Here is a 23,264-nt window from a genome sequence, read left to right as displayed (position 1 = left end):
CCTCTTACTGTTATAATGCAATTAATATCAATAATATATTAATTGTAAAGTGAGGTCCTTATGAAAAATTTTTTCTCCGCACTCTTCCTTTCTTTTTTCGTATTTGTCCTTTCCCTGATCGTTTTCGGAGAATATGGTGCAATTCTTTTTGCTTTTATAGCCCTAGCTGGCCTGATCTCTCTCCTTCTCAGTCAGGATGCAAGAATTGAGGAGATGGAAAAAATACTGGGATTAAGAGAGGAGAAAGAGAAACAGGGAATACCCGCTTCTACAGGGATAGAAGATGAGACTGAGGACCATAAGAATGAATAATCAGAGTGCGGATCATCGTACGGATATAATATTTGAGTTTGATGCAGTGATCATAAAAGTTCCGGATATGGATGCTGCCTACATTGAATTTCCTTATGATGTAAAAAGTCTGTTCAGTAAAGGCAGGGTGAAGGTTCATGCCACGTTTGATGGAGAACCTTATGACGGAAGTCTTGTCAGAATGAAAACACCGGGACATATCATCGGAATCAGAAAAGACATACGGGCAAAGATCAGAAAGCAGCCAGGAGATGTCATACATGTTACCATCAGAGAACGTAATGACTAAATCAGAGGCCGGGCAATAACCAGGCCTCTGATTAGCCTCATCAATTATTTGAATATTACGAACACTATAGGTATAATGAAAAAAACTGAGATACTGAAGGAGAACAACAGATGGCAAATACAAAGAGACTGTCAGACGAAGACAGAGAAAATCTGCTCAGCACACTCAAGATGAGATTCGAAGAGAACATACATAGACATGAAGGGATAAACTGGGATCATGTGCAGAAGAAAATCGTGGACAATGACGAATATCTAAACGCTCTATACGAAATGGAAAAGTCAGGTGGTGAGCCTGATATTGTAAAGATTGATGGAAAGAGCGGTATATACTGTTTCATCGACTGCGCACAAGAAACGCCTGAAGAACGCAGAAACCTCTGTTATGATGATGAGGCGCTGAAGTCAAGAAAAAAGAACAAGCCTGAAGGCAGCGCACAAGGTAGAGCATCGGAAATAGGCATCAGACTTTTAACGGAAGAGGAGTACCGTAAGCTTCAGACTTTTGAGAAAGTGGATACGAAGACTTCATCATGGATAGATACCCCGGAGTCCATCCGCAGACTTGGAGGTGCCCTCTTCGGCGACCGACGTTACGGCGCAGTGTTCATCTATCACAATGGCGCAGAATCCTATTATGGTGCGAGAGGATACAGAGGAATACTGGAAATCAGATAAAAACGAAGCGCTCCGAGGAGTGCTTCGTTTTTTACGTAGAATAAGCGGTTTGTGACTGGTGAGAGATATTCATCAGGTATTTGACAGATTTTTGTGTGTGTTTATTTTCTTAGTTGATAAATATTTATTGATAATCGATAAAAATGATGATATGATATAAAAAAACGCAAAGTGAGTGAGAAAATGAAGAAATTAAGTGTTCTGTTTCTGAAATTATCCATCTTCGTACTGATGATACCTGTTATCGGATTTGGCCTATATGGTCTATTCTGGCTTTCACGAAATCCGGTCAATCCGAGATATGACCAGATGATCTACCCGGTCCTGGCAGGGATTTATCTTGCCTCTATTCCATGGCTCTTTAAAGGAGTTCTGTTATATCAGCTCGTCAGTCATGTAGGGAATGACAGTTTAACGATGAAGATAAAAGAGAGCATACTAAAGAAGCTCAGAACAGCGGCAGTCACATCAGGAATCATCTTTACACTGATGCTTCCTTTCATATTTATGATCGCACAGGAAGATGATGCACCAGGGCTGATCATCATGGCTGGTGTTCCTATACTGATTTCCATGATATCTGCTGCCATTTTCACGCTTTTTCAGGGTGAAGCCGCATGAAGATGTCAGCGAATGAAACTGATGAAAGAACAGACAAGCAATCAGTCAGGGAAGCCGGAATACTATGTAGTCAGCAGAGTATAACAAGACTATGGAGTTTTTATTTTCTTAAATTCGCAATAACTGCATTCCTTCTCACCTTCTTCGTTGCAGGTGCAATGATACTATATGATCTCATCATAAATCCTCCCGAAGATCAGAATGCCAGGCTGATCTATACGGTTATGGCTGGAATCTTTATTTCGTTCATTCCGCTTACCTATACAGGTATAGAATATATCAGGCTTCTGAATCATATCCAATCCGGAAAGGATATCTTTCAAAGGAAAAGGAGGATTCTGAAGAGCCTTATGATTGCTGGAGGATGTTTCGGACTGATCTATGTGATGCTTATCCCGATCATGTATAAGATCGGTGAAATAAGTGATACACCAGAGCTGATTCTCTTTAGTGCATTCCCTGTATTTTTGACCTTGATATACTTGGCTGTTCTGGCATTGTTTCGGAATAATTCATCTATCCTATAGCAGAATCTGATGTCCACTCAGCAGAGATTCAGTCAGTATAAGAGAGCCGATACATCTAAGTGGAGGCTTCATTTTTTTGCAATTAAATACCCTGACTGTGATAGAATGGAAATGGAAAAGATACGCAGGGAAAAATGAGTCATCTTAACTCCCGCGGATCATATATTATGGAGGGGAAATATGAAATTTATATGGAGCACACTAAAAGTCGGAAACATGAATGAATCCATTGTCTTTTATGAAAATATTCTGGGACTCAAAACCGTTCAGAGGTTTCAGGCAGGTCCTGATATGGAAATCGCATTTCTTGGAGAAGGGGAAACGCAGATAGAACTGATTCAGGAAAAGAACAGAGAAAAAGTGGAGATCGGCCATGACATATCCTGGGGATTTCAGGTGGATTCACTGAAAGTGATGATGGACGTACTTGAAGAGAACGGCATCAGTGTTCATTCAGGACCATTTATGCCAAATCCGTTCACAAGGTTTATCTATATTCTTGATCCCGATGGAATGAAGATTCAGCTGGTGGAAAAGAATAATCCTAAGGAGAATGTATAGCATGAATAAACTGAAGGAACTTGATACCCGGCAATATCTAATTGTGGTGCTGATCACCTATCTGTCTACTTTCGTTCTGCTTGGTTCACTTGGAGTCAGAGCGTATCTGATTGAAACCTATTCGAAATTTGTGGAATTTATTGTCTTTCTGATCATCTATGTCATTGTGTTCATCGGATTCGCCTATATCATCGACTGGGTGTGGAAAGCACTCAAAATCGAAAAAAAGAAATAATGAATCCAATGATTACCTTATAAATCAAAGGGACAGGAGCTGCATCGATAAATGCAGCTCCTGTCCCTTAATTTCATGCTGATTCTATTACTTTTATGACCTTAAAGTTCGACTTCATGACGAGGATGTTCTTCTACAAGAGCAATGGCCTGTACAAGTTCCCTGATGATATCTGACTGAAACTGAAGATCGAGTTCCTTCAGTTTGGTGTATACCATGCCTTTGTCTGACATGATGTACATGGGTTTAAGGTTATTCAGGGCGAGTGCCTGAATATCATTCTGACATTTTTCACAATTTTTGACATGTAAAGTATCCTTGATCAGTGAAGGTAAATGATTTTCGATCAGTACTTCCATATGGTTTTTCAGCATTATTTTTCCTCTCTTCCCAATCAGTTTCGTAACAGGCAGAACCGATTACTATAGTCTGATATATCTTAAACACAATATAACACTCTTAATATATTATCACAAGAAAAATGTAATGGATATTTCAGACAATATATCGTTTCAGTCTAGCGAATCGATAAATTGTGAATCTATAATCTGTCGGTTGAATATATTATAAAAGGTATTAAATTATTGTTAATGAAACCGATATGGATTAGGAAAGAATGATTGACTCAATTTACATGAATGAAATGAATTTGACAGAAGCAAAAGGAATAACTTGAATTGTGTTTACAGACGACAGCTGCACAGTATTCAACAGTTGAGGAGAAAAAACATGCACCGTAACGAAGACATCGGTTTTATCATCAAACTCATTGGTGATGCCATTGAAACTAAAGCAAATCAGAAATTGAAACATTATGATATGACACTTTCCCAAGGAAGAGTATTGTCCTATCTGCATCACAGAAAAGGCGTAAAAACTTCCCAGAGAGATATGGAGGAGTACTTTCAGGTTACGCATCCTACCATTATCGGTATCCTGAAAAGGCTTGAATCAAAAGGTCTAATCACCAGTGAATATGATACTGTGGACAAACGGATCAAGAATGTCTATCTGACAGATGACCATGAGTCTAAGTCCATCAAAGCATCGAAATTTCAGGTGGAGATGGAAGAAACCCTTGTAAGGGGGTTCTCTATGGAGCAGATCAGTGAACTTAAAGATGCACTGTTTACTCTCTACAGAAACATAGAAAACGAGATATAAGCCTTAAAAAACAGCATGCAGTTTCCGATCCGATACAGCGGAGAAGAAACTGCATTTAATCTGCAGAAAAATGAAATTCGATAAGATGTAACAGGAAGATCAGGTTGAGATTCCTCCTGGTCATTTGAAATTAAACCGCATACATGTTAAAGTGTGGCATAAAGCTATGAGGAGATAACGAATGAAAGATATTATACTGCTCCTGGTCCTGCAACTGGTTTATGTGCCCATGCTCGCGCTGAGGACAATCAGCATGGTCAAAAAACTGACTCTTCTTACTGCTGTATTCGGATTCCTGGAGAGCATCATCTATGTCTTCGGACTGGCGATTGTACTGACCGGTGAACAGAGCCTCGTTCAGATGCTGGTCTATGCTCTGGGTTTCTCTTTGGGTCTGATTGTCGGTATCCATATCGAAAACAAAATCGCAATCGGATATACATCCATTCTGGTCAACATCAAAGAGATGAATCATAAACTCATCAGTACAGTGAGAGAAAGCGGATTCGGAGTCACTGTATTTCAGGGAGAGGGGAAAGACAGTCCAAGATACCGTCTGGATATCCTGACGAAAAGATCACGGGAGAATGAACTGCTTCAGCTGATCGAGGAATATGAACCCAATGCTTTCATCCTTTCCTATGAGCCGACAAGGTTTAAGGGAGGATTCATGGAAATCATGATGAAGAAACAGAACAGAAAAAGACTGGATAGGAATGATGCTGAAGTTCTGCATGAAAGTGACGAGGAAGCATCATGGCTTCAGAAAGAAAAGGAAAAGATTGTTCAGGAAGTCAGAGAGCTCAGAAATAGTGATCAATCCATACTGCCTTAAACAGCAAGCTATGCCACTGGAGTTTCCCCTTAAGGAAGCTTTAGTGGTTTTTTATACGTATTAATGTTTAAATTAATCTATACAGGTAAATGTGATGATTATACATCATGTTGCAGAAAGAGAGGAGTAGATGTAAATGATCAGAGATCTTATGGGAAGCATCAGAAACATGAAAGAAAACTATAAACTGTATCTTAACTTCGGACTCTTCTATTTTCTCCTGGCAAGCATCATTTTCGTGCCGCTTTTATCCTACTTCCTCAATCGTGTTCTCCTTTCCGTTGAGGGCGGCGTACTGCTCAATCTGGATGTATTCAAAATCGTTCTGACCCGAAGAGGTCTCTTCAGTGTTCTGGGGATGCTGGTTCTTTTTATCTTTTCGCTGTTTGTCCTTCTCGGGACTTATCTGATCATTGCCCAGAAAAAGCTCTTTCAGGAAGACATCATGGTCAGTGAAGCGATGCTCACAGCCATAAGAGCGATTCCGAGACTGATCGGGTTTGAGTTTCTCTATCTACTTCTCTTCATTATCCTTTTGCTTCCGCTGGTTGAGCTTCAGACGAATCCGCTCGTAAGAAGATTCATCGAAGTTCCTTCGTCACTCATAGAGAACATAAGGAAAGTGAGGTTCGGTATCTTCATCTATGGAATGCTCATGGCGACCGTCATGTATTTTTTCATCCGCTGGATATTTGCCTTCCATGAGGTGTTTCTCGAAAAGAAATCCATGAGGAAGGCGCTTAAGATGAGCACTGAACTGACCAGAGGAATGAGAGTCAGCATCCTTTTAAAACTGCTCATGGTTAATATATTCCTTCTTGGTCTTTTTGTGCTGATGGTCTATCTTTTCAGTCAGATTCCTCTTCTTCTCGAAATTGCGGTAAGCCGCATGGTTCGTCAGTACTTAATTACTTTTGCGGCTACTGCTCTTTTTCTCTATATGATGATTCTTCTGCCGGTGAATCTTTCCTATCTCACAAAAATCTTTTATGAGATTAAGAGGAAAAGGGACATGCCTTCGACCGGTTCCATAAAAACGGTTAAATGGAAATGGCTGATGAGGAAAGAAACCGATATGAAAGAAAAGATATCCAATAAAAGACCGGTTCTAATAGTTTATGTCGCTGCGAGTATAGTGATTGCCTTCAGTCTTTCAAACAGGGTGAATGAAGAGTTCCTTTATGCAGGCAGAAATATCGTCGTTGCCGCACATCGGGGCGATGCACTCAGCGCCCCGGAAAACTCGCTTAGCGCCATTGACTATGCATTAAACAGTGGAGCAGCCATGATTGAAATGGATATCCAGATGACTAAGGATGGAATACTAGTCCTTCATCATGATACATCTCTGATCAGAATGGCAGGTGTACCTCATCCTGTCTCCTACTATAACTATGATGAACTGATGCAACTTGAAATTGGCAGTTCCTTTGATGAGAAGTTTTCAGGCGAAAAGATTCCCACTCTGGCAGAAGCTCTGCGCGCAGTAAGAGGTAGGGGTGAAGTGCTTCTTGATGTCAAGGCGGGTGATAACCGTGAAGAAACCGCTCGGAAAATTCTCCTGGAACTGGAAGAAAATGGCATGAAGGAATGGGCTTATATCCAGTCTTTCGACTATCTTCTGCTGAAAGAGCTTCGAAGACAGGACAGTGAAATCAGGCTGGGACAGATCATGTATACCGCCTTCGGAAGGCTTGAAAGTCTGGATGTTGATTTCTATACCGTTCAGATCAATATGCTGACAAAGAGTCTCCTAAGACGTGCCCATGATGCGGGGAGGGCAGTGTTTGTATGGGTAGTGAAGGATGAAGAGCAGTTAAAGACAGTTCTTCAGTATGATATCGAAGGAATCATAACCAGTGATACGCTCATGGTAAGAGAAATGCTGGGAACAATTACGATGGAGGAAACAGAAGAAGCCGCCAAAAATCCGGCAGAGCCCTAGAGTAAAGGATAAGGATGTGAGGATATGAATGAAAAGAATGAAGATCATAGAAAATTGCTGAACCAGGTACCGAAAGTGAAACTGGGATTTCTACCGACGCCCCTTCATCATCTTACGAGGCTCTCAAAACACCTGGGTGTCGACATCTACATTAAAAGAGATGATTATGCGGGAATCAGTCAGTTCGGTGGAAACAAGATCCGCAAACTGGAGTATCTGCTGGCCGAGGCAGAGGATGTGCATGCAGATACAGTAGTAACCTATGGTGCTAGTCAGTCGAATCATGCGATGCAGACAGCTGCGACTTGTAGAAGGCTGGGCATAACGCCGATCCTTTATCTTGTGAACCTTATGGATAGTAGAGAAGAGCCTATGGGCAATATGGTTCTCAATGATATTCTCGGTGCAGAAGTTCATATGGAACAGGCCGCGGGAGAAAGCTTTGCCGAAGCTTTGAAGCGATGCAGCAAAACTGCGAAGCTGAAAATGCAGAAACTAAGGGATAAAGGGAACATCTGTTATGAGATTCCTATGGGTGGTGCAAGTGCCACGGGAACACTCGGATTTATAGAAGCCTTTCTGGAAATGAATGAGCAGCTTGACCAGATGAATCTACATATGGATCATCTTTATCATGCATCTGGTTCAGGAGGGACCCTTGCCGGACTAGCTGCAGGAAAGATTCTGTCAGATTCCCATATGATAATCCATGGGGTCAGTGTGGGGATCAGTCATGACAGATACAAGGAAGATGTGGCAGAGCTCGGAAATAAAGCTTTAAAGAAAATTGGAACTTTCGGGAAAATCACAGTGGAGGACTTTGAGTTTCATAGAGAATATGCGGGTCCCGGCTATGAGATTCCAGGCAGTGATTCTATAGAAGCGATGAAACTGCTCGCTTTGACCGAAGGGATATTCCTTGATCCTGTATATACGTCCAAGGCGTTCGCCTGTATGCTCGCTCATATCAGGCAGGGAGAAATCGAGAAAGGAAGCAGCGTCCTCTTCTGGCATACGGGTGGCATTTCGGCGCTTTTTGCAGGAAAGGAAATTCTCGGCATATGAGGTGAATCAGGATAGAAACATCCACAGGATGATCTCATGAAAAGTTCATAGTGTATTAAAATAAATGGTGCTTCTTCTATGATAGAATAGACCAACTGAAGGAGAAATCGTCGCTTAACTCTCCAACCTCTTATCGGAAGACGTGTCTTGAGGTACCTGATATCTACGGACAGATATCAGGGTATAACGACGGAAACCATGAGGGGGAGAAGTGTTTCCTATAAATTGGAGAGTAGCGTAAATTATCCTATATCATAGATTTCACCTTTGCAGGGAGATAGAAAATTCATCAGGAGGATATTATGCTTTTTGTAATTGATATGCAGAATGATTTTATTCATGAAGAAAAAGGTCTTATGCCGGTAAAAAGCGGCACAGACATTATTTCAGGCATACTCTCTAAAATCAGAGAGTATGAGGGTAATGGAGATCTCATTTTTTACACATTGAATTTCCATGGAGATTTATCTGAAGATCAGAGAAGTGAAGAGGAAAAGGTATGGGGGCATGATCTTTACGGTCCGCTGAAAGAAGCGCTGAGCCCTCACCAGCAGATATCCAAAGATTACTACGCTGTTAGACCTTCAATTATTGAAGGAATCATGAAGCGTTATGAAAATATTGACCAGTATACCGAAAGAATTGAAATTGTAGGTGTGGAAACACATGTCTGCGTCCTGTCCAATTCTGTGGTTCTTGGAAATCTTTTGCCCGAGTCAAAGATCATCATCGATGCAAGCCTATGCATATCCGGAAACAGGGAGCTGCATGAAAAAGCGCTGGATATTATGGAAGGACTCGATATGAAGATCGTCAATCGAAAGTGAAAGTTTAGTTCTGAATAAACGCCAACAAAATGAATGTCTGTTTATAAATGAAAATAAAAAGTGCTGAGGAATTTTGCTTCTTCAGCACTTTTTTGCCTTGCCTTGATGGGAGAGGAGGTTAAAGCCCGGATCAGATCATCGTTAGGGTGAATGAAGGGGTTGACTGTCCCGCCATCGTGTTCCGGACCAAAGAGAAAGCTCGTAGTTTATTTAAGGAGATTGATCATCCTTGAACACCACGAGCAGTGATTTATGCAGCTTTCATTCCGGACTTTTTAGTATACAGTCTCTTCCTTATTCCTGTGATATATCCATAAAGCAGTATACCTGTAAGGGCGCCGCTCATATCAATGAGCACATCCCGTAGCTCTCCGCTTCTTCCGGGAATGAAAGTCTGATGGTACTCATCGCTTGCGGCATAGAGACTACAGATGATAAGAGCCCATAACCATTCTTTGGGATTTTTGGGCTCCGTAGCACGAATACTCAGCAGACCAAGGATGAGATAGGCACTGAAGTGTGCACCTTTTCTGATCATAGTGTGCAGCATTTTGGGATTGATGTAGAGACCCTTAAACAATCCGGATAACACATCGATCACAGTCGTCATCAGTCCGCCGCTGAGCTGACTGGAACGTGAGGCATCCTGATGGGAAAGGATGAAGATCAGGCTCATCCAAAGGAAGACCGGAATCCATCTATAGCTTTTTCTCATGTTTTTCATGTCTTCTTACCTTTCCTTTATCTAAGTTTTCAGATGAAATTAATATGGGGAATGAATCATTCTGTAGTACTTCGATTTAAACCCCAGTTTTTCGTAGAGATGTTTTGCTCTTTTGTTTTTGATGTCCACATGAAGAGAGAGGTTTCCCTTTGAAAGTTCGAGCATCTCTGATATGAGTGCGGTCGCGATTCCTCTGCCCTTGTTTCCCTCTTTGGTGGCGATGTATCCCAGATGGTAGGTGGGAATGAAATTTTCAAATCCTGTATTGACGACCAGGGAGATTCCCTGAGGGACTCCGTTTCGGTGGGCGAGGAGAATGAAACCCCCTTTTGAAGCATGCTCAACGGCATCCATGGTTTCAATAATCGGATCCTTATAATCCTGAAGCCACTCTTCGATGAAAGCAGCCAGTTCTTCTTTCGTGTACTTGCAGAAATCAGTGATTCTCTCGATGATGAGATCGCTGCGTCCGTCATTCAGTATGATGACATGTCTGCCTCTTTCCAGTTCACCACTTTTTGCCATCTGGTAAAACCCGGCAAACGCATATCCTTCTTCGGCAGAAAGTATGAGGTTTTCCTGCTTCTTTAAAAGCTGTACACTTTCCTTGAGAAGGGCCTCGTCTATAGAGAGAAGATGACCTTGGGTATCACCGATGGCGTGCAGTGTTTCTTCGAGAAGAAAACTGTCTCCTGTGAAGAGATCTCTCGTATATTTATTGACCTTGATCTTATAGTTTTCAAGATCTGGAAGGGAATGAGTTCGCCTGTAGTCGTCGAATATATAGTTTCCCTTGGGGATGGTGCAGGAAAAGATTTTCGGCATGCTTTTCAGATCACCACTCACCCATTTGTCCATAAATCCGTTATGAAGAGCTGAAACGGTATATCCATAGCTGAGCTGAGTAAAAACGGTTGATATTTCTTCTCCCAGACGATCTACAATTTCTTCACCGATCTTCTGAAGGGAGATCAGACTTAAGTTTCTATTATGATAGCCGTTACTGGCGTTATATACCCCGTGCTTTTTTGCATAATCTTCAAGTGACTGTGCTTTTTCACTCTTCTTTTCAGGGAAAGAAATGAGATGCTCATCATTAAAAGAAGTTTCCTTCCAGTGTTCTCCTTTAAAGACTGGTATAACGACTTTAAGATTCGTGCGGCCAGCATAGCAGAGTACAGCTTGGATATAATCATAGGCACCATCAAGAAGAAGTTCCTTTCCTCCTTTAGCCAGACAGTCCCTTACCATGACTTCAGCTATTCGGTCGTACTTATGATGAGAAGGGTTAGCGCCTTCCAGTTTTAAATAGATTTCACCCACATTCAAGATCTTTTCCAGGTTTTTTGCCTGCATGAGCGGTGTTTTTCCGGAAGTGTTCATTTTCATCACTCCTTTTGTTTCTGACATTTGAAGCAGTATACGTGTAAATGATCATGATGTTCTACACACTTTATAGGTTAACATACCTGAAAAGATGAAGCCACCTATCAGTTTATTAAAAGAAGATGACAGAGAATGATTACTTCCGCTTCTTTAATTTACGGCATTGTTGTATAATAGCCAAGTGTGAAAGATTGATAGTATTGAAATACATTTTTCCAGCTTTGAGATTTAAAAAACAGATGAATCGTGATAAGCATTCATATGGTAAGAATTAGACCTGTATAGGATATGCCTTCAAGAAAATTTTAGCGCATGTGACGCAGAAGGCTTTAACAAATTACTGTTGTGACCGATATAGACAACAGGTATCATACGGCTTACCGTCAAAATACATCGGTTAAGACCAACTGGAGTTAATAGTGAAGAAGAGAATCAAATCGAAGACCATCGAGCTTAAGTATTTTATCATCCCTTTCCTTTTGATAATACTGGCTTATTCGTACCTGATTTACGGTACGATGGTCAGCTGGATAAAAAATAATTATGATTTCATCAGAGCAGATGCAATAAATGTCGCAAGAGTGTATTCGCATAATTTGAATAAATCGACAAAAGCGAAAGAGCTTCTTTACGATCTGATCGATGAGAGGCTTCTTATGGCGAGCAGTGCCTTGTCACAACGGACAGAAGGGCACAGCAATGAACTTCTTGGGCTTCTAGCCCGTGAACTTAATGTGGATGTCATTTATTCCTATGACAGTAATGGGGTCATCCAGTATGACAGCAGCAATGAATATATCGGCTGGAAAGCGCCTGAAGGGCATCCTGTCTATGCATTTCTTCATAGTGGTGAAAAGTATCACGTTGAGGAAGTCAGAAAAGATTCGGAAAGTGAGAGGTTCTACAAGTACAGCTATACCAGACTCAGTGACGGAAGATTTTTTCAGGTGGGTGTATCCGCTGAGAATATTCAGGGTTTTCTGAAGGATTTTGAAATGGAGCAGCTGCTCTCTGACATCGGGAAAAGCTACACGGTAGACTTTGCCCACTTTATCGGAACAGATAACGTCATAAAGGAGTCGACGATTGAAAGCTTCAAGGGCGTAGTCATTGAAGACAAGGATCTGCTGCAGGCAATCTACCTCGATCAGGAATATGAAAAGACATCTGATGTTCTAGGGGTAAAGTCCTTTCAGGTTTATGTACCTGTCTATATGGATGAAGTGAAAATCGGGACCCTTGCCATCGGTCAGAATACGGAAAGCTTTTTCAGTTCTGCTCTTGGCGTTATCGGAAAAGGTACCGGTGTGCTTCTGAGTATCATAACAGTCATGGGCATTCTTATTATCATCACCTACAACAAAAGCAAGAACCATCTGAATCTTGCCTATTATGATACACTGACCAATCTCCCTAATGATGTATATATGAAAGAATATCTTTCCGGAAAAATCAGTCAGAAAAAAATCGCCAATAAAGCGATCTTTCTGATCAACATGCGAAATTTCAGAACCATCAATATTGCTCTCGGGTTTGAAGTGGGAGACCTTATCATCAAAGAGATTTCTCAGAGACTGGAAGCTGCCCTGGATAAGAAGGGGATGCTCTTCAGATTTACCGGAGACCGTTTTGTTTTTTATGTTGAAGGATATCAGAATGCACATGATCTCGAAATCATGAGTCAGATCATCACTTCCGTGTTCGACAGACCTTTTGAGTATCTCAGAAAGAACAAGCAGATCATACCGGAGATCGGCATCGTTGAAATCAGTGACCGTTATCGCAATGTGGATGATCTGATGAAGGATGCTTCCATCACCATCACCTATATGAGCAGCGGAGTATGTAATCATATGATCTTCAATGCGGAGATGAGAAATCAGGTGGAAAGAGAAGAGGTCATTGAGCTTGAACTGGTGAGATCCTATAAGAATCTGAAAGATGACATCATTCATCTGGAATATCAGCCGAAAATCAATGCCAAAACCAATCAGATCGTCGGTTTTGAAGCCCTTGCACGAATGAATTCAAAGAAGCTCGGTTTTGTTTCTCCTACTGAATTTATCGACATTGCGGAAAAGAAGCAGCTGATTCTGCCCCTTGGTACCATGATTCTGGAAAAAGCCTGCATCTTCACCCGAAAACTGGTGAGTCAGGGATACCGGGATATCCGGGTTGCGGTGAATGTTTCAGGTATTCAGCTGCTTATGGATGACTTTATTGATACGGTTTCGGATATCATCACAAGAACAGGAATCCAGACCAGAAATCTGGAGCTTGAAATCACAGAGACCATACTTCTGGAAAATTACGCCATGATCAACGACGTTCTTCAGAGTCTGAGAAATATGGGTATAGAAATCTCCATGGATGATTTCGGTACAGGATTTTCCTCACTTGCGAGCATCGGTGAGCTGAATATTGATATCGTCAAAATCGACAGGCATTTTATCACGAAGATCATTACCGGTAGTGAAAGAAACCTCATTACAAACGACATCATCTCCATGGCGCATAAACTGGGCCTTCAGGTCATAGCTGAGGGAGTGGAAACCGGTATTCAGAGAGAATATCTCATGAAAAACGGCTGTGAGATCATGCAGGGTTATTACTTCAGTAGACCTCTCCCTGAAGATAAGGCAATCGCAATGCTTAGAGCTACTTTATAATAAAATATATCACCTATATAAAAAGAATGCGTTCTACTCCTATGGTAGAATGCATTCTTTTTATATTATACATCATTCGACTTGTCGATATTCAAGATAATGCTTGAAATTATAAAATAAACTACTATAATTAAAGACAAATATATAAAAAATGTCGAATAATAGGTGATATCAATATAATATGTAGTAAAATTTTGGTGGTATCACTGAATAAAATGTGTTTCTATTTAAACTATTTTAAAACACGTAATTTTATGTAGAATCTCGAAACCATAGGGGGAACAGAACATGCCATACTATAATTTCAGAAAGATCTGGACACCGTTTGAACTTTTTCGTGTGTATTTCTATAAGGAAACCATAGATCAGTCTTTGTGGGTAAAAATGGGGAATGGAAAAAGAAGAAGACTGTTTGATAAGTGAAAAGGACGATGATACTCGCTGAATGATAAGGCGGGTATTTTTTTGTGTCAGTTTATACTTGAACTTATTGATCTGAGATGTTAGTATTCCATGTAAGGACAGTTGTATTTGAATTATACTAAAAGCTTTTATCGTTGGTGTCGAAGGCGTTTCACAAAAAGTAGATTAATTGTCATGTCAACATATTTATTAACAATAAATTGAGAATTCTTAAACGATTTGTGTATGAGATTCAAATTATTATTGAAATTTTATTGAGATATTACTATACCTTAGCAATTCGATTGAAAAAAGGTTTACATGTTGATATAATTACGAATGTCAAAAAAACCTTAGGGAGGGAAACTATGGCTAACAACAAAACAGGCAACAAGGAAAACAAAGGCGTTCTCAAATCCATTGAGAGAATCGGTAATGCATTACCACATCCAGCTATCATATTTGTCATTCTTAGCGTTGCAGTAATCATCATTTCTTATATCGTATCACTCATGGGCACAACTGTTACTTACATGGATGCAAGACAAGGTGCAGAAGTGACACTCGGTGCGGACAACATGCTCTCCGCTGCAGGATTACGTTATGTATTCAACAGCGCAACGAAGAACTTTACAGGATTTGCTCCACTGGGTACAGTTCTTGTAGCTATGCTCGGTGTAGGTGTTGCAGAGTGGTCTGGTCTGATCAACGTAGCACTTAAGAAACTTCTCACAAACGTACCAGCAAGCCTTCTTACAGCAGTTGTTGTATTTGCTGGTATCATGTCCAACATCGCATCTGATGCAGGATATGTTGTCGTTATTCCACTTGGTGCCATCGTGTTTGCCGGCGCAGGAAGACATCCGATCGCAGGACTTGCTGCAGCGTTTGCTGGAGTATCTGCAGGATTCTCCGCTAACCTTCTGATCGGTACACTTGATCCATTGCTAGGCGGTATCACTAACGCTTCACTGGCAGCAGCAGGATCTACTTATCAGGTGCTTCCAACAGCCAACTACTACTTCATGATCGTTTCAACATTCCTTCTGACAATCCTCGGTACTATCGTCACTGAGAAGATTGTTGAAAAGAATCTTGGTACTTATCATGGCGACTTCGAACCGAACAAAGAAAAAGTTACACCACTTGAAAACAAAGGTCTTAGAAATGCAGGAATTGCACTTCTGATATTTGCAGTGATTATGGCTGTTCTGACAGTTCCTGAAAATGCGCTTTTTAAAGAAGCTGACGCTACAGGCGCTGTGAACATCAACACATTCATGAGTAACGGTCTGATCTTCATGATCCTTCTTGTATTCATGATTCCTGGATTTGTTTATGGTAAGACTGTAGGCAAGATCAAGAATACAAATGACCTTGTTGAATCCATGACAGACGCTATGAAGAGCATGGGTGGGTACCTTGTACTTGCATTCTTTGCAGCACAGTTCGTTTCATACTTCGGTAAGTCAAATCTTGGAACAATTCTTTCAGTCAAGGGTGCAGAGTTCCTTGAAGGAATCGGATTTACAGGACTTCCGCTGGTTCTCGGATTTATCCTTGTTTCAGCGTTCATCAACCTCTTCATGGGATCAGCATCTGCGAAGTGGGCAATCATGGCTCCGATCTTCGTTCCGATGATGATGAGACTTGGACTAAGCCCAGAGCTTACTCAGGCAGCATTCAGAATCGGTGATTCCTCAACAAATATCATCACACCGCTCATGAGCTATTTTGCCATGATCGTGGTATTCGCGAAGAAGTACGATAAGGACAGCGGTATCGGAACAATCATATCAACTATGATTCCATACTCAATAACTTTCCTTATCGGCTGGTCAGTTCTTATGATCATCTGGTATGTTTTTGGACTGCCACTAGGACCTGGAGCTGGACTATTCGTTTAAACTTTAAAATAAAAATAAGGCTGAAGTCAGCCTTATTTTTTTTAAACAGTACATATTTAAATGTTAAGATCGGTTAACGGAACACGCTTGCCAGATGAAAGGAGATACCAATGATCAATGAACAGAGACTTTTAGAGCGCTTCATGCGCTATGTGCAGATTGACAGCCCGACAATGGAAGAGAGAGAGTTTGCGCTCATTCTTATGAAGGAACTGGAAGAGCTTGGCCTCACAGTGACTATGGATGACGCAGCGGAAAAAACCGGAAGCAATTCAGGAAATCTCATCGCAAAGCTGAAAGGAAATGCTGAGAAGGAAACCATACTCTTCAGCTCACATATGGACACCGTTTCACCAAGCAGAGGCATCAAGCCAAGGATAGTTGACGGCACCATTTACAGCGACGGCACAACCATTCTAGGTGGAGATGATAAGGCAGGAATCGCATCTGTCATGGAAGCGCTTCAGGTCATAAAGGAAGAAGGACTTTCACACGGAGACATCGAAATCGCCTTCACCATCTTTGAAGAGGGTGGACTTTTCGGTTCAAAGAACCTGGATTACAGCAAGTTTGATGCAAAGATCGGATTCGTTCTTGACAGCGGTGGAGATCCTGGTGACATCATTGTTCAGGGACCTGCCCAGAACAAGATCGATGTGAAGTTCATCGGACTCGAAGCTCATGCAGGAGTCGCACCGGAAGCAGGAATCAGTGCTGTGCAGATGGCTGCTGAAGCCATCAGCAACATGAAGCTCTTAAGAGTGGATGAAGAGACAACAGCCAACATCGGAACCATTTCCGGCGGTGGAGCAACCAATATCGTCACAAAGGAAGTTGTTTTCTTTGCTGAAGCGAGAAGTCTTGATAACGACAAGCTGAAAATCCAGAGTGACCATATGGTCAAGTGCTGTGAAGATGCGGCAAAGAAGTTTGGCGGAAGCGTTGAAGTCAGTGTGGAAAATGCGTATGGCGCGTTCAATGTTCCTGTAGACCATAAAGCGGTTAAAGCGGTGGAAGATGCCTGCGGAAAGCTTGGCATCAAGACCAGAACCACAACATCAGGCGGCGGAAGTGATACGAACATCTTCAATGCCAATGGTATAGAAGCGGTTAACCTTGGTATCGGTGAAAGAAAACCGCATACTCTGGAAGAACACCTGCATGTCATCGACCTGATCAACACAGCGAAAATTGTTGTTGAACTGATGAAAGCATAGAAAAAGACTGAATAAGATCATCACGCAGTAAATGAAAAAGACACTGAAGCCTTTAAGATAAGGTTTCAGTGTCTTTTGCCTGTGCCTGGATTTCAGTTCAGAATTTCCTTAAGTGTCTGGAGTTCTTCTTTGTCCAGATGTCTCCAGCGACCAAGGGGAAGATCTCGCAGACTGATGCTCAGAATTCTTGTCCGCTCCAGTTTCGTGACTTCATAACCTGAGGCTCTGCACATCCGTCTGATCTGCCTGTTCATGCCCTGGGTGAGTATGATTCTGAAAGTGCGGTCAGAAATTTTTTCCGCGTGGCATGCTCTGGTCATCCCGATCATGATGTTCATGGGGCTTTTCATTCTACCGATGAATTCCTCGGTGATGTCCCGGTTGACAGTAACCAGATACTCTTTTTCGTGGATGTTGTCCGATTCCAGAATAAGATTTGCCGTATCTCCATCATTTGTCAGAAGAATGAGACCCTGGGACTCCTTATCCAGCCTACCCACCGGAAAGATATATTCTGACAGTCCGATATAGGAAATGATGTTGTCGGCTTCCGCCTCTTCTCTTGTGCAGATGATCCCGGGCGGTTTGTTCAGTATGATGTAGAGGGGATTTTTCTTTTTCACGGGTTCCCCGTCGAGTCTGATCTCATCATATTCTTCCACCCACTGTCCTTCAAAGGCCGGGCTTCCGTTTATGTAGATTCTTCCTTCATTTATCCATTTATTGGCTTTTTTTCTTGAACAGTAACCGTAGTTACTGAGCAGCTTGTTTATCCTCATATCAAAATTCTCCTTATAACTCTTTATATATTAACACAAGAGCATCGGAGAAATAAGCGGAATTACATATGACGGTCTGTGCTACTGTAAAATTATTTTACAGATGAATACATTTAAGCGCATTACTATAGATTATAATGGAAAAAAAGAAGTTCTGCAGAAGCAGATGAGTTTGGAGGTTTTCATATGAAAATCGCGAAAATACTTTCATTTATGGGCATAATGGCCATGACCGCGGTACTGATTTATGGGTTCACTAAAGGAGATTTCTTCGAAGACGGTGGCGAGCTTATGAAGAATCCGTGGGGGATTGTTTCCCTTGTGGATCTGTATGTCGGATTCACACTCTTTTCCATCTGGATGGCACTGAGAGAAAAGAATATCCCTGTGCTCATCCTATGGATTGCGGCAGTCATGATTCTCGGCTTTTTCGCCGCAAGTGTCTATGTCTTTATCAATCTTATGACCAGCCGTGGAGATATCCTCAGGTTCTTCCTCGGTGACAGAAAAGAGGAAATCCTTTTAAAGGAAAGAAGCGGGGAACGGGGTGCTGATCATGAGCGGAAAAGGTAGAGAGGTTCTGGATGAGCTGAGAAGTGTTCTTAGCGGAAAGACTGTTGACGCTCTCTTTCCTCCGCTCATATTTGTCATCGCCAACGGCCTGCTTGGACTACAGGCAGCATCCATCATCGCTACACTGACTGCTGCCGGATTTACTCTTCTGCGTCTTCTGAGAAAGCAGGAGCTGAAATACGCATTGGGCGGTCTTGCCGGTGTACTTATAGCTGTAGGGTTTGCCTATCTATCCGGAAGCGCAGAGAACTTTTTCATCCCGAAGATCCTCAGCAGTGCCTTTATGGTCCTGCTTGCTCTGGGTTCGATCCTTGCGGGTAAACCGCTGGCCGCACTCATGAGCCATCTCACAAGAGGGTGGCCCATGGAATGGTTCAGGAGAAAGGATGTGAAACCCGCATATGTGGAGGTGACTGTAATCTGGACACTTCTTCTTGCTGTGCGCCTCATTTTTCAGGTACTGCTTTATCGCGGAAGAAACCTCAGCCAGATTTTCTGGGTGAATACGCTGATCGGTACACCATTTACGATCATTGTACTCATCTTCAGTTATCTCTACGGGATCTGGAGACTCGCAAGACTGGAAGGCCCAGGAGTCGATGAATTCATTGAAGGTAAGCCGAAGCCATGGAAAGGGCAGAGAAAAGGGTTCTAATTGCCCAGTATTACTTTATATGTGAAATCTCCCGATTAATATATCGAACCTGTAGATAAATAATCACATAACGTGGTACAATGTACACATTAAGCACATATATATGGTAATTCATTATCGATTCTCATGAGGTATCTATGACGAAGAACAAGGGGCTCGAAAATCTGGATCTGAAAATCTATATCATTCCACTACTGCTGATTAGTGGATTCTTTTTTGTGTCCGGTTCTTTTGTTCTTTCGACGGTGAGAAATCACTATTATGACCAGAAAAATGAGGAAGCGGTGAAGCTGGCCAAAAGCTATGCCCATTCCATTTCCAAGTTCACTGAAGGGGAAGAAATCGTCAACAGTCTCCTGGAAGACAAGATCAGAATTGCGGCAAGTTCTGTCCAGTACTTTGAGGATGAACTGTCCAATGAGATGCTCAGAAGCCTTGCGGGGACACTTGATGTCGATGAAGTGGACTTTTATAATGAAACAGGATATCTTGAATTTTCAAATCTCGAAAATCTCATCGGCTGGGAAATCTATCCTGGCCATTCTATCGATCTGTTTCTGAAAAGCGGTGAAGAAATCCTTGTTGAGGACATCCGTCAGGATGTCATAACAGGGGATTACTATAAATACGGCTATCTGAAGCTTGGCAACGGAAGCCTCATTCAGGTCGGAATAAGAGCCAATACGGTATATGATTTTCTTGAACGCTTCAGTGTGGAAACGCTTCTTGACGAGATGAAAGGCAATGCGGATGCACTGCACATCGATATTTTAGGTACCGATCTTGAAGTGATCGCCACAACTGAACAGGACAGAGTAATGACGATTTATCAGGATGAGTCTGAAATATGGGCTGCTCTTAATGACAACAGAGATTACAGCTATATCTACAACGCTGAAGAAGGAGCTCACTATGACGTCATTGTTCCGCTCAAGATGGATGACGAAGAAGTTTATGCACTGTCTGTGGGTTATTCTCTTGAAGAGACCACAAAATCTGTAAAATCAGTTTCCCTATTTGGTCTGGGTGCTCTGGGCTTCATCTATGCCTCGATTCTCTATAATATGCATGCCACCTACAGGAAAAGCAGAAGGCTGCACCAGACAGCATACTATGATGAGCTGACAGAGCTTCCGAATAAGGTTCATCTGGAACATTTCATCGCTTCAGAGATCAGCAGCGGAATCCATAACAGAAGTGCACTCATGATGATCAATATCCAGAATTTCAAGCAGATCAATCTCACCTACGGTTATATCTTCGGAGATCTGGTGATCAGAGCCATGGCGAATAAACTGCAGTCCTTCGAAAAGGACGGATTTACGCTTTTCAGATTTTCTGTGGACCGCTTTGTGCTTTATCGTGAAAGTGTGCCCAGTGAGGTGGAGCTTCTCATCTGCCTGGAAAAAATTGCTGAAGCTTTTGAAGAACCCCTCAATGTTGATGGTGCGCAGCTCTATCTGTCCATAAAATCTGGAGTTGTCATGATCGATGATGGCTATATGGATGTGAACAGAATTTTCAAGGATGCCTCTGTCGCACTTGAAGAAATCAGAAACAGGGATGTTTCCTATATCCTCTTTGACGAGAAGATGTTCCAGAACATCCAGAGAGAAGATGTGATTGTAAAGGAAATGAGGGCCGCTGTTGAAGCAAAAAATACAGCCTGCCTTTACCTTGAATATCAGCCTGTAATCGAAACAGGCAGCGATCGGATAGCCGGATTTGAAGCTCTGGCGAGAATGAATTCTCAGACATACGGAAGAGTGTCGCCTCTGGAATTCATAGAAGCTGCAGAAAAGAACATGCTCATTTCGGCTTTAGGCAGTTTCTTCCTCGACCAGGCGTTGGAGTTCATTAAGGGACTGGAAGATGATGGACAGAAAGAGATAAAAGTTGCCGTGAATATCTCGGGAATTCAGCTGATTCAGAAGGACTTTACAAGTTCTGTTCTGTCCAGAATGAAGGATCATCAGGTAAGACCTGAGCAGCTGGAACTTGAAATTACCGAATCCATCCTTCTGGATAATTTCGATATGATCAACAGCAAGCTGAAGATCCTCAGCGATGCCGGCATTCACATCGCCCTTGACGATTTCGGCACAGGATATTCCTCTTTTGTCAGGCTGCAGGAGCTTCATATCGATACCCTGAAGATTGACCGTCATTTCATCGGGAAGCTGGTGAACAGCAGCCATGATGCCATCACGGGAGACATCATCAGGATGGCTCACAGCTACGGTCTTAAAGTCGTGGCAGAAGGTGTGGAGAACGAGCTTCAGAAAGAATATCTTGTAAACCATGACTGTGATTACCTGCAGGGTTATTTATACAGTCCTTCTGTCTCAGGAGAAAAAGCGAAGAAGATGCTTAAAGGAAAGTAATTAAAATCATCATGCAGCACTGCATTAACCGTGTGGTGCTGCTTTTACTGTGAAAAGGGATAGCTTTAAAGTCATTCAGCTTCCTTCATTCATCAGATTTTCATTTTGTCATGGAATAAAGGGATACCAACCCGATATATGTGCGGATTTTGGGGGATGGAATTGTCATTCTCGCAATTATCATCAAACACTTATGTTGTGGGCAACAAGACATTTATTTAAGAATGTGAAAATAGTATAATTGTATTAGTTTGCAAAAATGGACTATGTATAAAGAACTTCAAGGTAGGAGAGTTGTATCTGTGAAAAATAACAGAATATTTAATCAGTTCAATAGAATAATGATTTACCTATCTTCAAGAAGCGTTCTTGTCTTCACCAGTATACTTCTTACTGCGGCACTTCTTTTTTCGGGTATAGGGCTTCTCATCCATAACAGCATTCAGAGCCTGATCATCAATGAACTTGCACAGTCTTCACTGAATACAGCAGTAACCGCTGCGGCATTTATTGAAGCGGATATAGATTCCTACGAAAAACTCTCTGCTGCCAACGGGTATACAGAGGGTGAGTTTGATGCGTCCTATTATGATCATATGCAGAAGATCTTTCAGAAGATCAGAAAAGAAACGGGAGTGGACTTTATCTATACGATGAAGAAAATCTCCGATACGGAAATGGCTTATGTTCTTGATGGTGAAGATTCTGGCAGCGAGCTTTTTTCTCCGCTTGGCAGCCGTGATGTGCTGACATCATTTGAGCTGAGAGTTTTTGAAGAGGGAAAAGCCATTACAACAGGTATGCAGAGCTGGGAAGGATGGGGTGATTATCTTTCAGGTTTCTCGCCCATAATGAATAGAGAAGGAAAGGTTATTGGTCTTGTCGGCGCAGACAAAAGTTCCGATTCACTCAGTTATCTCATGAGCAGCGTAGATCTCATCATACTTATGGTCGCACTTTTTATGATCCTGATCACGACGATCTACAGTTACAAGATTGTTCACGAAAGAGCAGTAGCCTACAATGTGGATTACCTGACGAAGCTCAGTTCAAGGCGGTATCATGATCTTCAGCTGAGACACAGGATTGATTACCTCAACCATAAGAGCGGAGAGCTTTCCATGATGATGATTGATGTGGACAACTTTAAATTCATCAATGATGTTTACGGACATGAAATGGGTGATTACATGCTGAGGCATGTGGCGGAGATCATAAGAGGGAATCTCAGAAAGAGCGACATCAGCTCGAGAATCGGCGGAGATGAATTCAACGTCATCCTGCCGGATACAACCCTTGAGGCAGCGGAGAAAATTGCTGATAGAATCATCCAGGAAGTCCAGGGTACAAGCGGTGAACTGAAAGTAAGCGTCAGCATCGGTCTTGCCACGTGGGCAGAGGATATGGATGCAGTTGACATCACAAGACTTGCCGACATGGCCATGTATAAGGCTAAGGCGTCAGGAAGAAATCAGGTACAGGTCGTGCAGGCAAAAGCATAAGCAGCGGG

Annotated in this window: 24 protein-coding genes; 20 read left to right on the top strand and 4 right to left on the bottom strand. The window is 42.0% G+C overall.

The window, feature by feature from the left end; translation table 11 throughout:
- Positions 1 to 60: 60 nt before the first annotated feature.
- From RTX25_RS06270 to RTX25_RS06240, 7 genes are all read left to right on the top strand, one after another.
- On the top strand, positions 61 to 312 hold the full coding sequence (locus RTX25_RS06270) for a hypothetical protein (protein WP_312651861.1): 252 nt from the start codon (positions 61 to 63) through the stop codon (positions 310 to 312).
- Positions 305 to 601 (top strand): DUF1905 domain-containing protein, encoded by a 297-nt coding sequence (locus RTX25_RS06265; protein ID WP_312651859.1) that lies wholly within the window; start codon positions 305 to 307, stop codon positions 599 to 601. Before RTX25_RS06270 ends, RTX25_RS06265 begins: the two co-directional genes overlap by 8 nt.
- A 110-nt stretch (positions 602 to 711) precedes the next feature.
- Complete coding sequence (locus RTX25_RS06260) at positions 712 to 1,278, top strand: DUF4256 domain-containing protein (protein WP_312651857.1); 567 nt, start codon at positions 712 to 714, stop codon at positions 1,276 to 1,278.
- A gap of 183 nt (positions 1,279 to 1,461) precedes the next feature.
- Complete coding sequence (locus RTX25_RS06255) at positions 1,462 to 1,899, top strand: DUF2975 domain-containing protein (RefSeq protein ID WP_312651855.1); 438 nt, start codon at positions 1,462 to 1,464, stop codon at positions 1,897 to 1,899.
- Positions 1,896 to 2,426, top strand: coding sequence for a hypothetical protein (locus tag RTX25_RS06250; protein ID WP_312651853.1), 531 nt, complete (start codon positions 1,896 to 1,898; stop codon positions 2,424 to 2,426). Before RTX25_RS06255 ends, RTX25_RS06250 begins: the two co-directional genes overlap by 4 nt.
- 180 nt (positions 2,427 to 2,606) lie before the next feature.
- Positions 2,607 to 2,987 (top strand): VOC family protein, encoded by a 381-nt coding sequence (locus RTX25_RS06245; protein ID WP_312651851.1) that lies wholly within the window; start codon positions 2,607 to 2,609, stop codon positions 2,985 to 2,987.
- 1 nt (position 2,988) lies between these two features.
- Positions 2,989 to 3,222: a hypothetical protein gene (locus RTX25_RS06240; RefSeq protein WP_312651849.1), complete on the top strand. Its 234-nt coding sequence runs from the start codon at positions 2,989 to 2,991 to the stop codon at positions 3,220 to 3,222.
- A 101-nt stretch (positions 3,223 to 3,323) separates the two neighbouring features.
- On the opposite strand, the gene RTX25_RS06235 is transcribed toward RTX25_RS06240, so the two are convergent.
- Positions 3,324 to 3,596, bottom strand: coding sequence for a late competence development ComFB family protein (locus tag RTX25_RS06235; RefSeq protein WP_312651847.1), 273 nt, complete (start codon positions 3,594 to 3,596; stop codon positions 3,324 to 3,326).
- A 355-nt stretch (positions 3,597 to 3,951) separates the two neighbouring features.
- Here RTX25_RS06235 and RTX25_RS06230 point away from each other — a divergent pair, with 355 nt between their 5' ends.
- The 5 genes from RTX25_RS06230 (at position 3,952) to RTX25_RS06210 (ending at position 9,058) form a co-directional block, all read left to right on the top strand.
- On the top strand, positions 3,952 to 4,386 hold the full coding sequence (locus RTX25_RS06230) for a MarR family transcriptional regulator (RefSeq protein ID WP_312651845.1): 435 nt from the start codon (positions 3,952 to 3,954) through the stop codon (positions 4,384 to 4,386).
- Positions 4,387 to 4,567: 181 nt separating this feature from the next.
- Positions 4,568 to 5,221, top strand: coding sequence for a DUF2179 domain-containing protein (locus RTX25_RS06225; protein WP_312651843.1), 654 nt, complete (start codon positions 4,568 to 4,570; stop codon positions 5,219 to 5,221).
- A gap of 136 nt (positions 5,222 to 5,357) precedes the next feature.
- Positions 5,358 to 7,166, top strand: coding sequence for a glycerophosphodiester phosphodiesterase family protein (locus RTX25_RS06220; RefSeq protein ID WP_312651841.1), 1,809 nt, complete (start codon positions 5,358 to 5,360; stop codon positions 7,164 to 7,166).
- Positions 7,167 to 7,190: 24 nt separating this feature from the next.
- Positions 7,191 to 8,231, top strand: coding sequence for a D-cysteine desulfhydrase family protein (locus RTX25_RS06215; protein WP_312651839.1), 1,041 nt, complete (start codon positions 7,191 to 7,193; stop codon positions 8,229 to 8,231).
- Between the two features lie 302 nt (positions 8,232 to 8,533).
- Positions 8,534 to 9,058, top strand: a complete 525-nt coding sequence (locus RTX25_RS06210; protein WP_312651837.1) for an isochorismatase family protein — start codon at positions 8,534 to 8,536, stop codon at positions 9,056 to 9,058.
- Between the two features lie 250 nt (positions 9,059 to 9,308).
- Here RTX25_RS06210 and RTX25_RS06205 read toward each other — a convergent pair whose 3' ends face one another.
- Together RTX25_RS06205 and RTX25_RS06200 are read right to left on the bottom strand one after the other, a co-directional pair.
- The gene (locus RTX25_RS06205) at positions 9,309 to 9,782 is read right to left on the bottom strand and encodes a VanZ family protein (protein WP_312651835.1); all 474 of its coding nucleotides are present in this window, start codon (positions 9,780 to 9,782) and stop codon (positions 9,309 to 9,311) included.
- A 39-nt stretch (positions 9,783 to 9,821) separates the two neighbouring features.
- Positions 9,822 to 11,165: a pyridoxal-phosphate dependent enzyme gene (locus RTX25_RS06200; protein WP_312651833.1), complete on the bottom strand. Its 1,344-nt coding sequence runs from the start codon at positions 11,163 to 11,165 to the stop codon at positions 9,822 to 9,824.
- Positions 11,166 to 11,587: 422 nt separating this feature from the next.
- Here RTX25_RS06200 and RTX25_RS06195 point away from each other — a divergent pair, with 422 nt between their 5' ends.
- The 4 genes from RTX25_RS06195 (at position 11,588) to RTX25_RS06180 (ending at position 17,363) form a co-directional block, all read left to right on the top strand.
- Positions 11,588 to 13,837 carry a GGDEF domain-containing phosphodiesterase gene (locus RTX25_RS06195; RefSeq protein WP_312651831.1) on the top strand — a complete coding sequence of 750 codons (2,250 nt, stop codon included), beginning with the start codon at positions 11,588 to 11,590 and terminating at the stop codon, positions 13,835 to 13,837.
- A gap of 288 nt (positions 13,838 to 14,125) precedes the next feature.
- Positions 14,126 to 14,260 carry a hypothetical protein gene (locus RTX25_RS06190; protein ID WP_312651829.1) on the top strand — a complete coding sequence of 45 codons (135 nt, stop codon included), beginning with the start codon at positions 14,126 to 14,128 and terminating at the stop codon, positions 14,258 to 14,260.
- 347 nt (positions 14,261 to 14,607) lie between these two features.
- On the top strand, positions 14,608 to 16,146 hold the full coding sequence (locus RTX25_RS06185; protein WP_312651827.1) for an AbgT family transporter: 1,539 nt from the start codon (positions 14,608 to 14,610) through the stop codon (positions 16,144 to 16,146).
- A 110-nt stretch (positions 16,147 to 16,256) separates the two neighbouring features.
- Positions 16,257 to 17,363 carry a M20/M25/M40 family metallo-hydrolase gene (locus RTX25_RS06180; protein WP_312651824.1) on the top strand — a complete coding sequence of 369 codons (1,107 nt, stop codon included), beginning with the start codon at positions 16,257 to 16,259 and terminating at the stop codon, positions 17,361 to 17,363.
- Positions 17,364 to 17,455: 92 nt separating this feature from the next.
- Here the strand turns inward: RTX25_RS06180 and RTX25_RS06175 are convergent, their stop codons facing one another.
- Positions 17,456 to 18,142 carry a pseudouridine synthase gene (locus RTX25_RS06175; RefSeq protein WP_312651822.1) on the bottom strand — a complete coding sequence of 229 codons (687 nt, stop codon included), beginning with the start codon at positions 18,140 to 18,142 and terminating at the stop codon, positions 17,456 to 17,458.
- A gap of 186 nt (positions 18,143 to 18,328) precedes the next feature.
- Here RTX25_RS06175 and RTX25_RS06170 point away from each other — a divergent pair, with 186 nt between their 5' ends.
- The 4 genes from RTX25_RS06170 to RTX25_RS06155 all read left to right on the top strand — a co-directional run bounded on the left by RTX25_RS06170 (position 18,329) and on the right by RTX25_RS06155 (position 23,256).
- Positions 18,329 to 18,715, top strand: a complete 387-nt coding sequence (locus tag RTX25_RS06170; RefSeq protein WP_312651820.1) for a DUF1475 family protein — start codon at positions 18,329 to 18,331, stop codon at positions 18,713 to 18,715.
- Positions 18,699 to 19,370, top strand: coding sequence for a DUF3159 domain-containing protein (locus tag RTX25_RS06165; RefSeq protein ID WP_312651819.1), 672 nt, complete (start codon positions 18,699 to 18,701; stop codon positions 19,368 to 19,370). Before RTX25_RS06170 ends, RTX25_RS06165 begins: the two co-directional genes overlap by 17 nt.
- A 137-nt stretch (positions 19,371 to 19,507) precedes the next feature.
- Positions 19,508 to 21,754 (top strand): GGDEF domain-containing phosphodiesterase, encoded by a 2,247-nt coding sequence (locus RTX25_RS06160; RefSeq protein ID WP_312651817.1) that lies wholly within the window; start codon positions 19,508 to 19,510, stop codon positions 21,752 to 21,754.
- 302 nt (positions 21,755 to 22,056) lie between these two features.
- Positions 22,057 to 23,256: a diguanylate cyclase gene (locus RTX25_RS06155; RefSeq protein ID WP_312651815.1), complete on the top strand. Its 1,200-nt coding sequence runs from the start codon at positions 22,057 to 22,059 to the stop codon at positions 23,254 to 23,256.
- Positions 23,257 to 23,264: the final 8 nt, after the last annotated feature.

Origin of the sequence: Proteiniclasticum sp. (assembly GCF_032054185.1) — a bacterium.
Lineage (GTDB): Bacteria > Bacillota > Clostridia > Clostridiales > Clostridiaceae > Proteiniclasticum.
The sequence above is the reverse complement of the archived record's forward strand: the minus strand, read 5'-3'. Positions and strand labels throughout refer to the sequence as shown.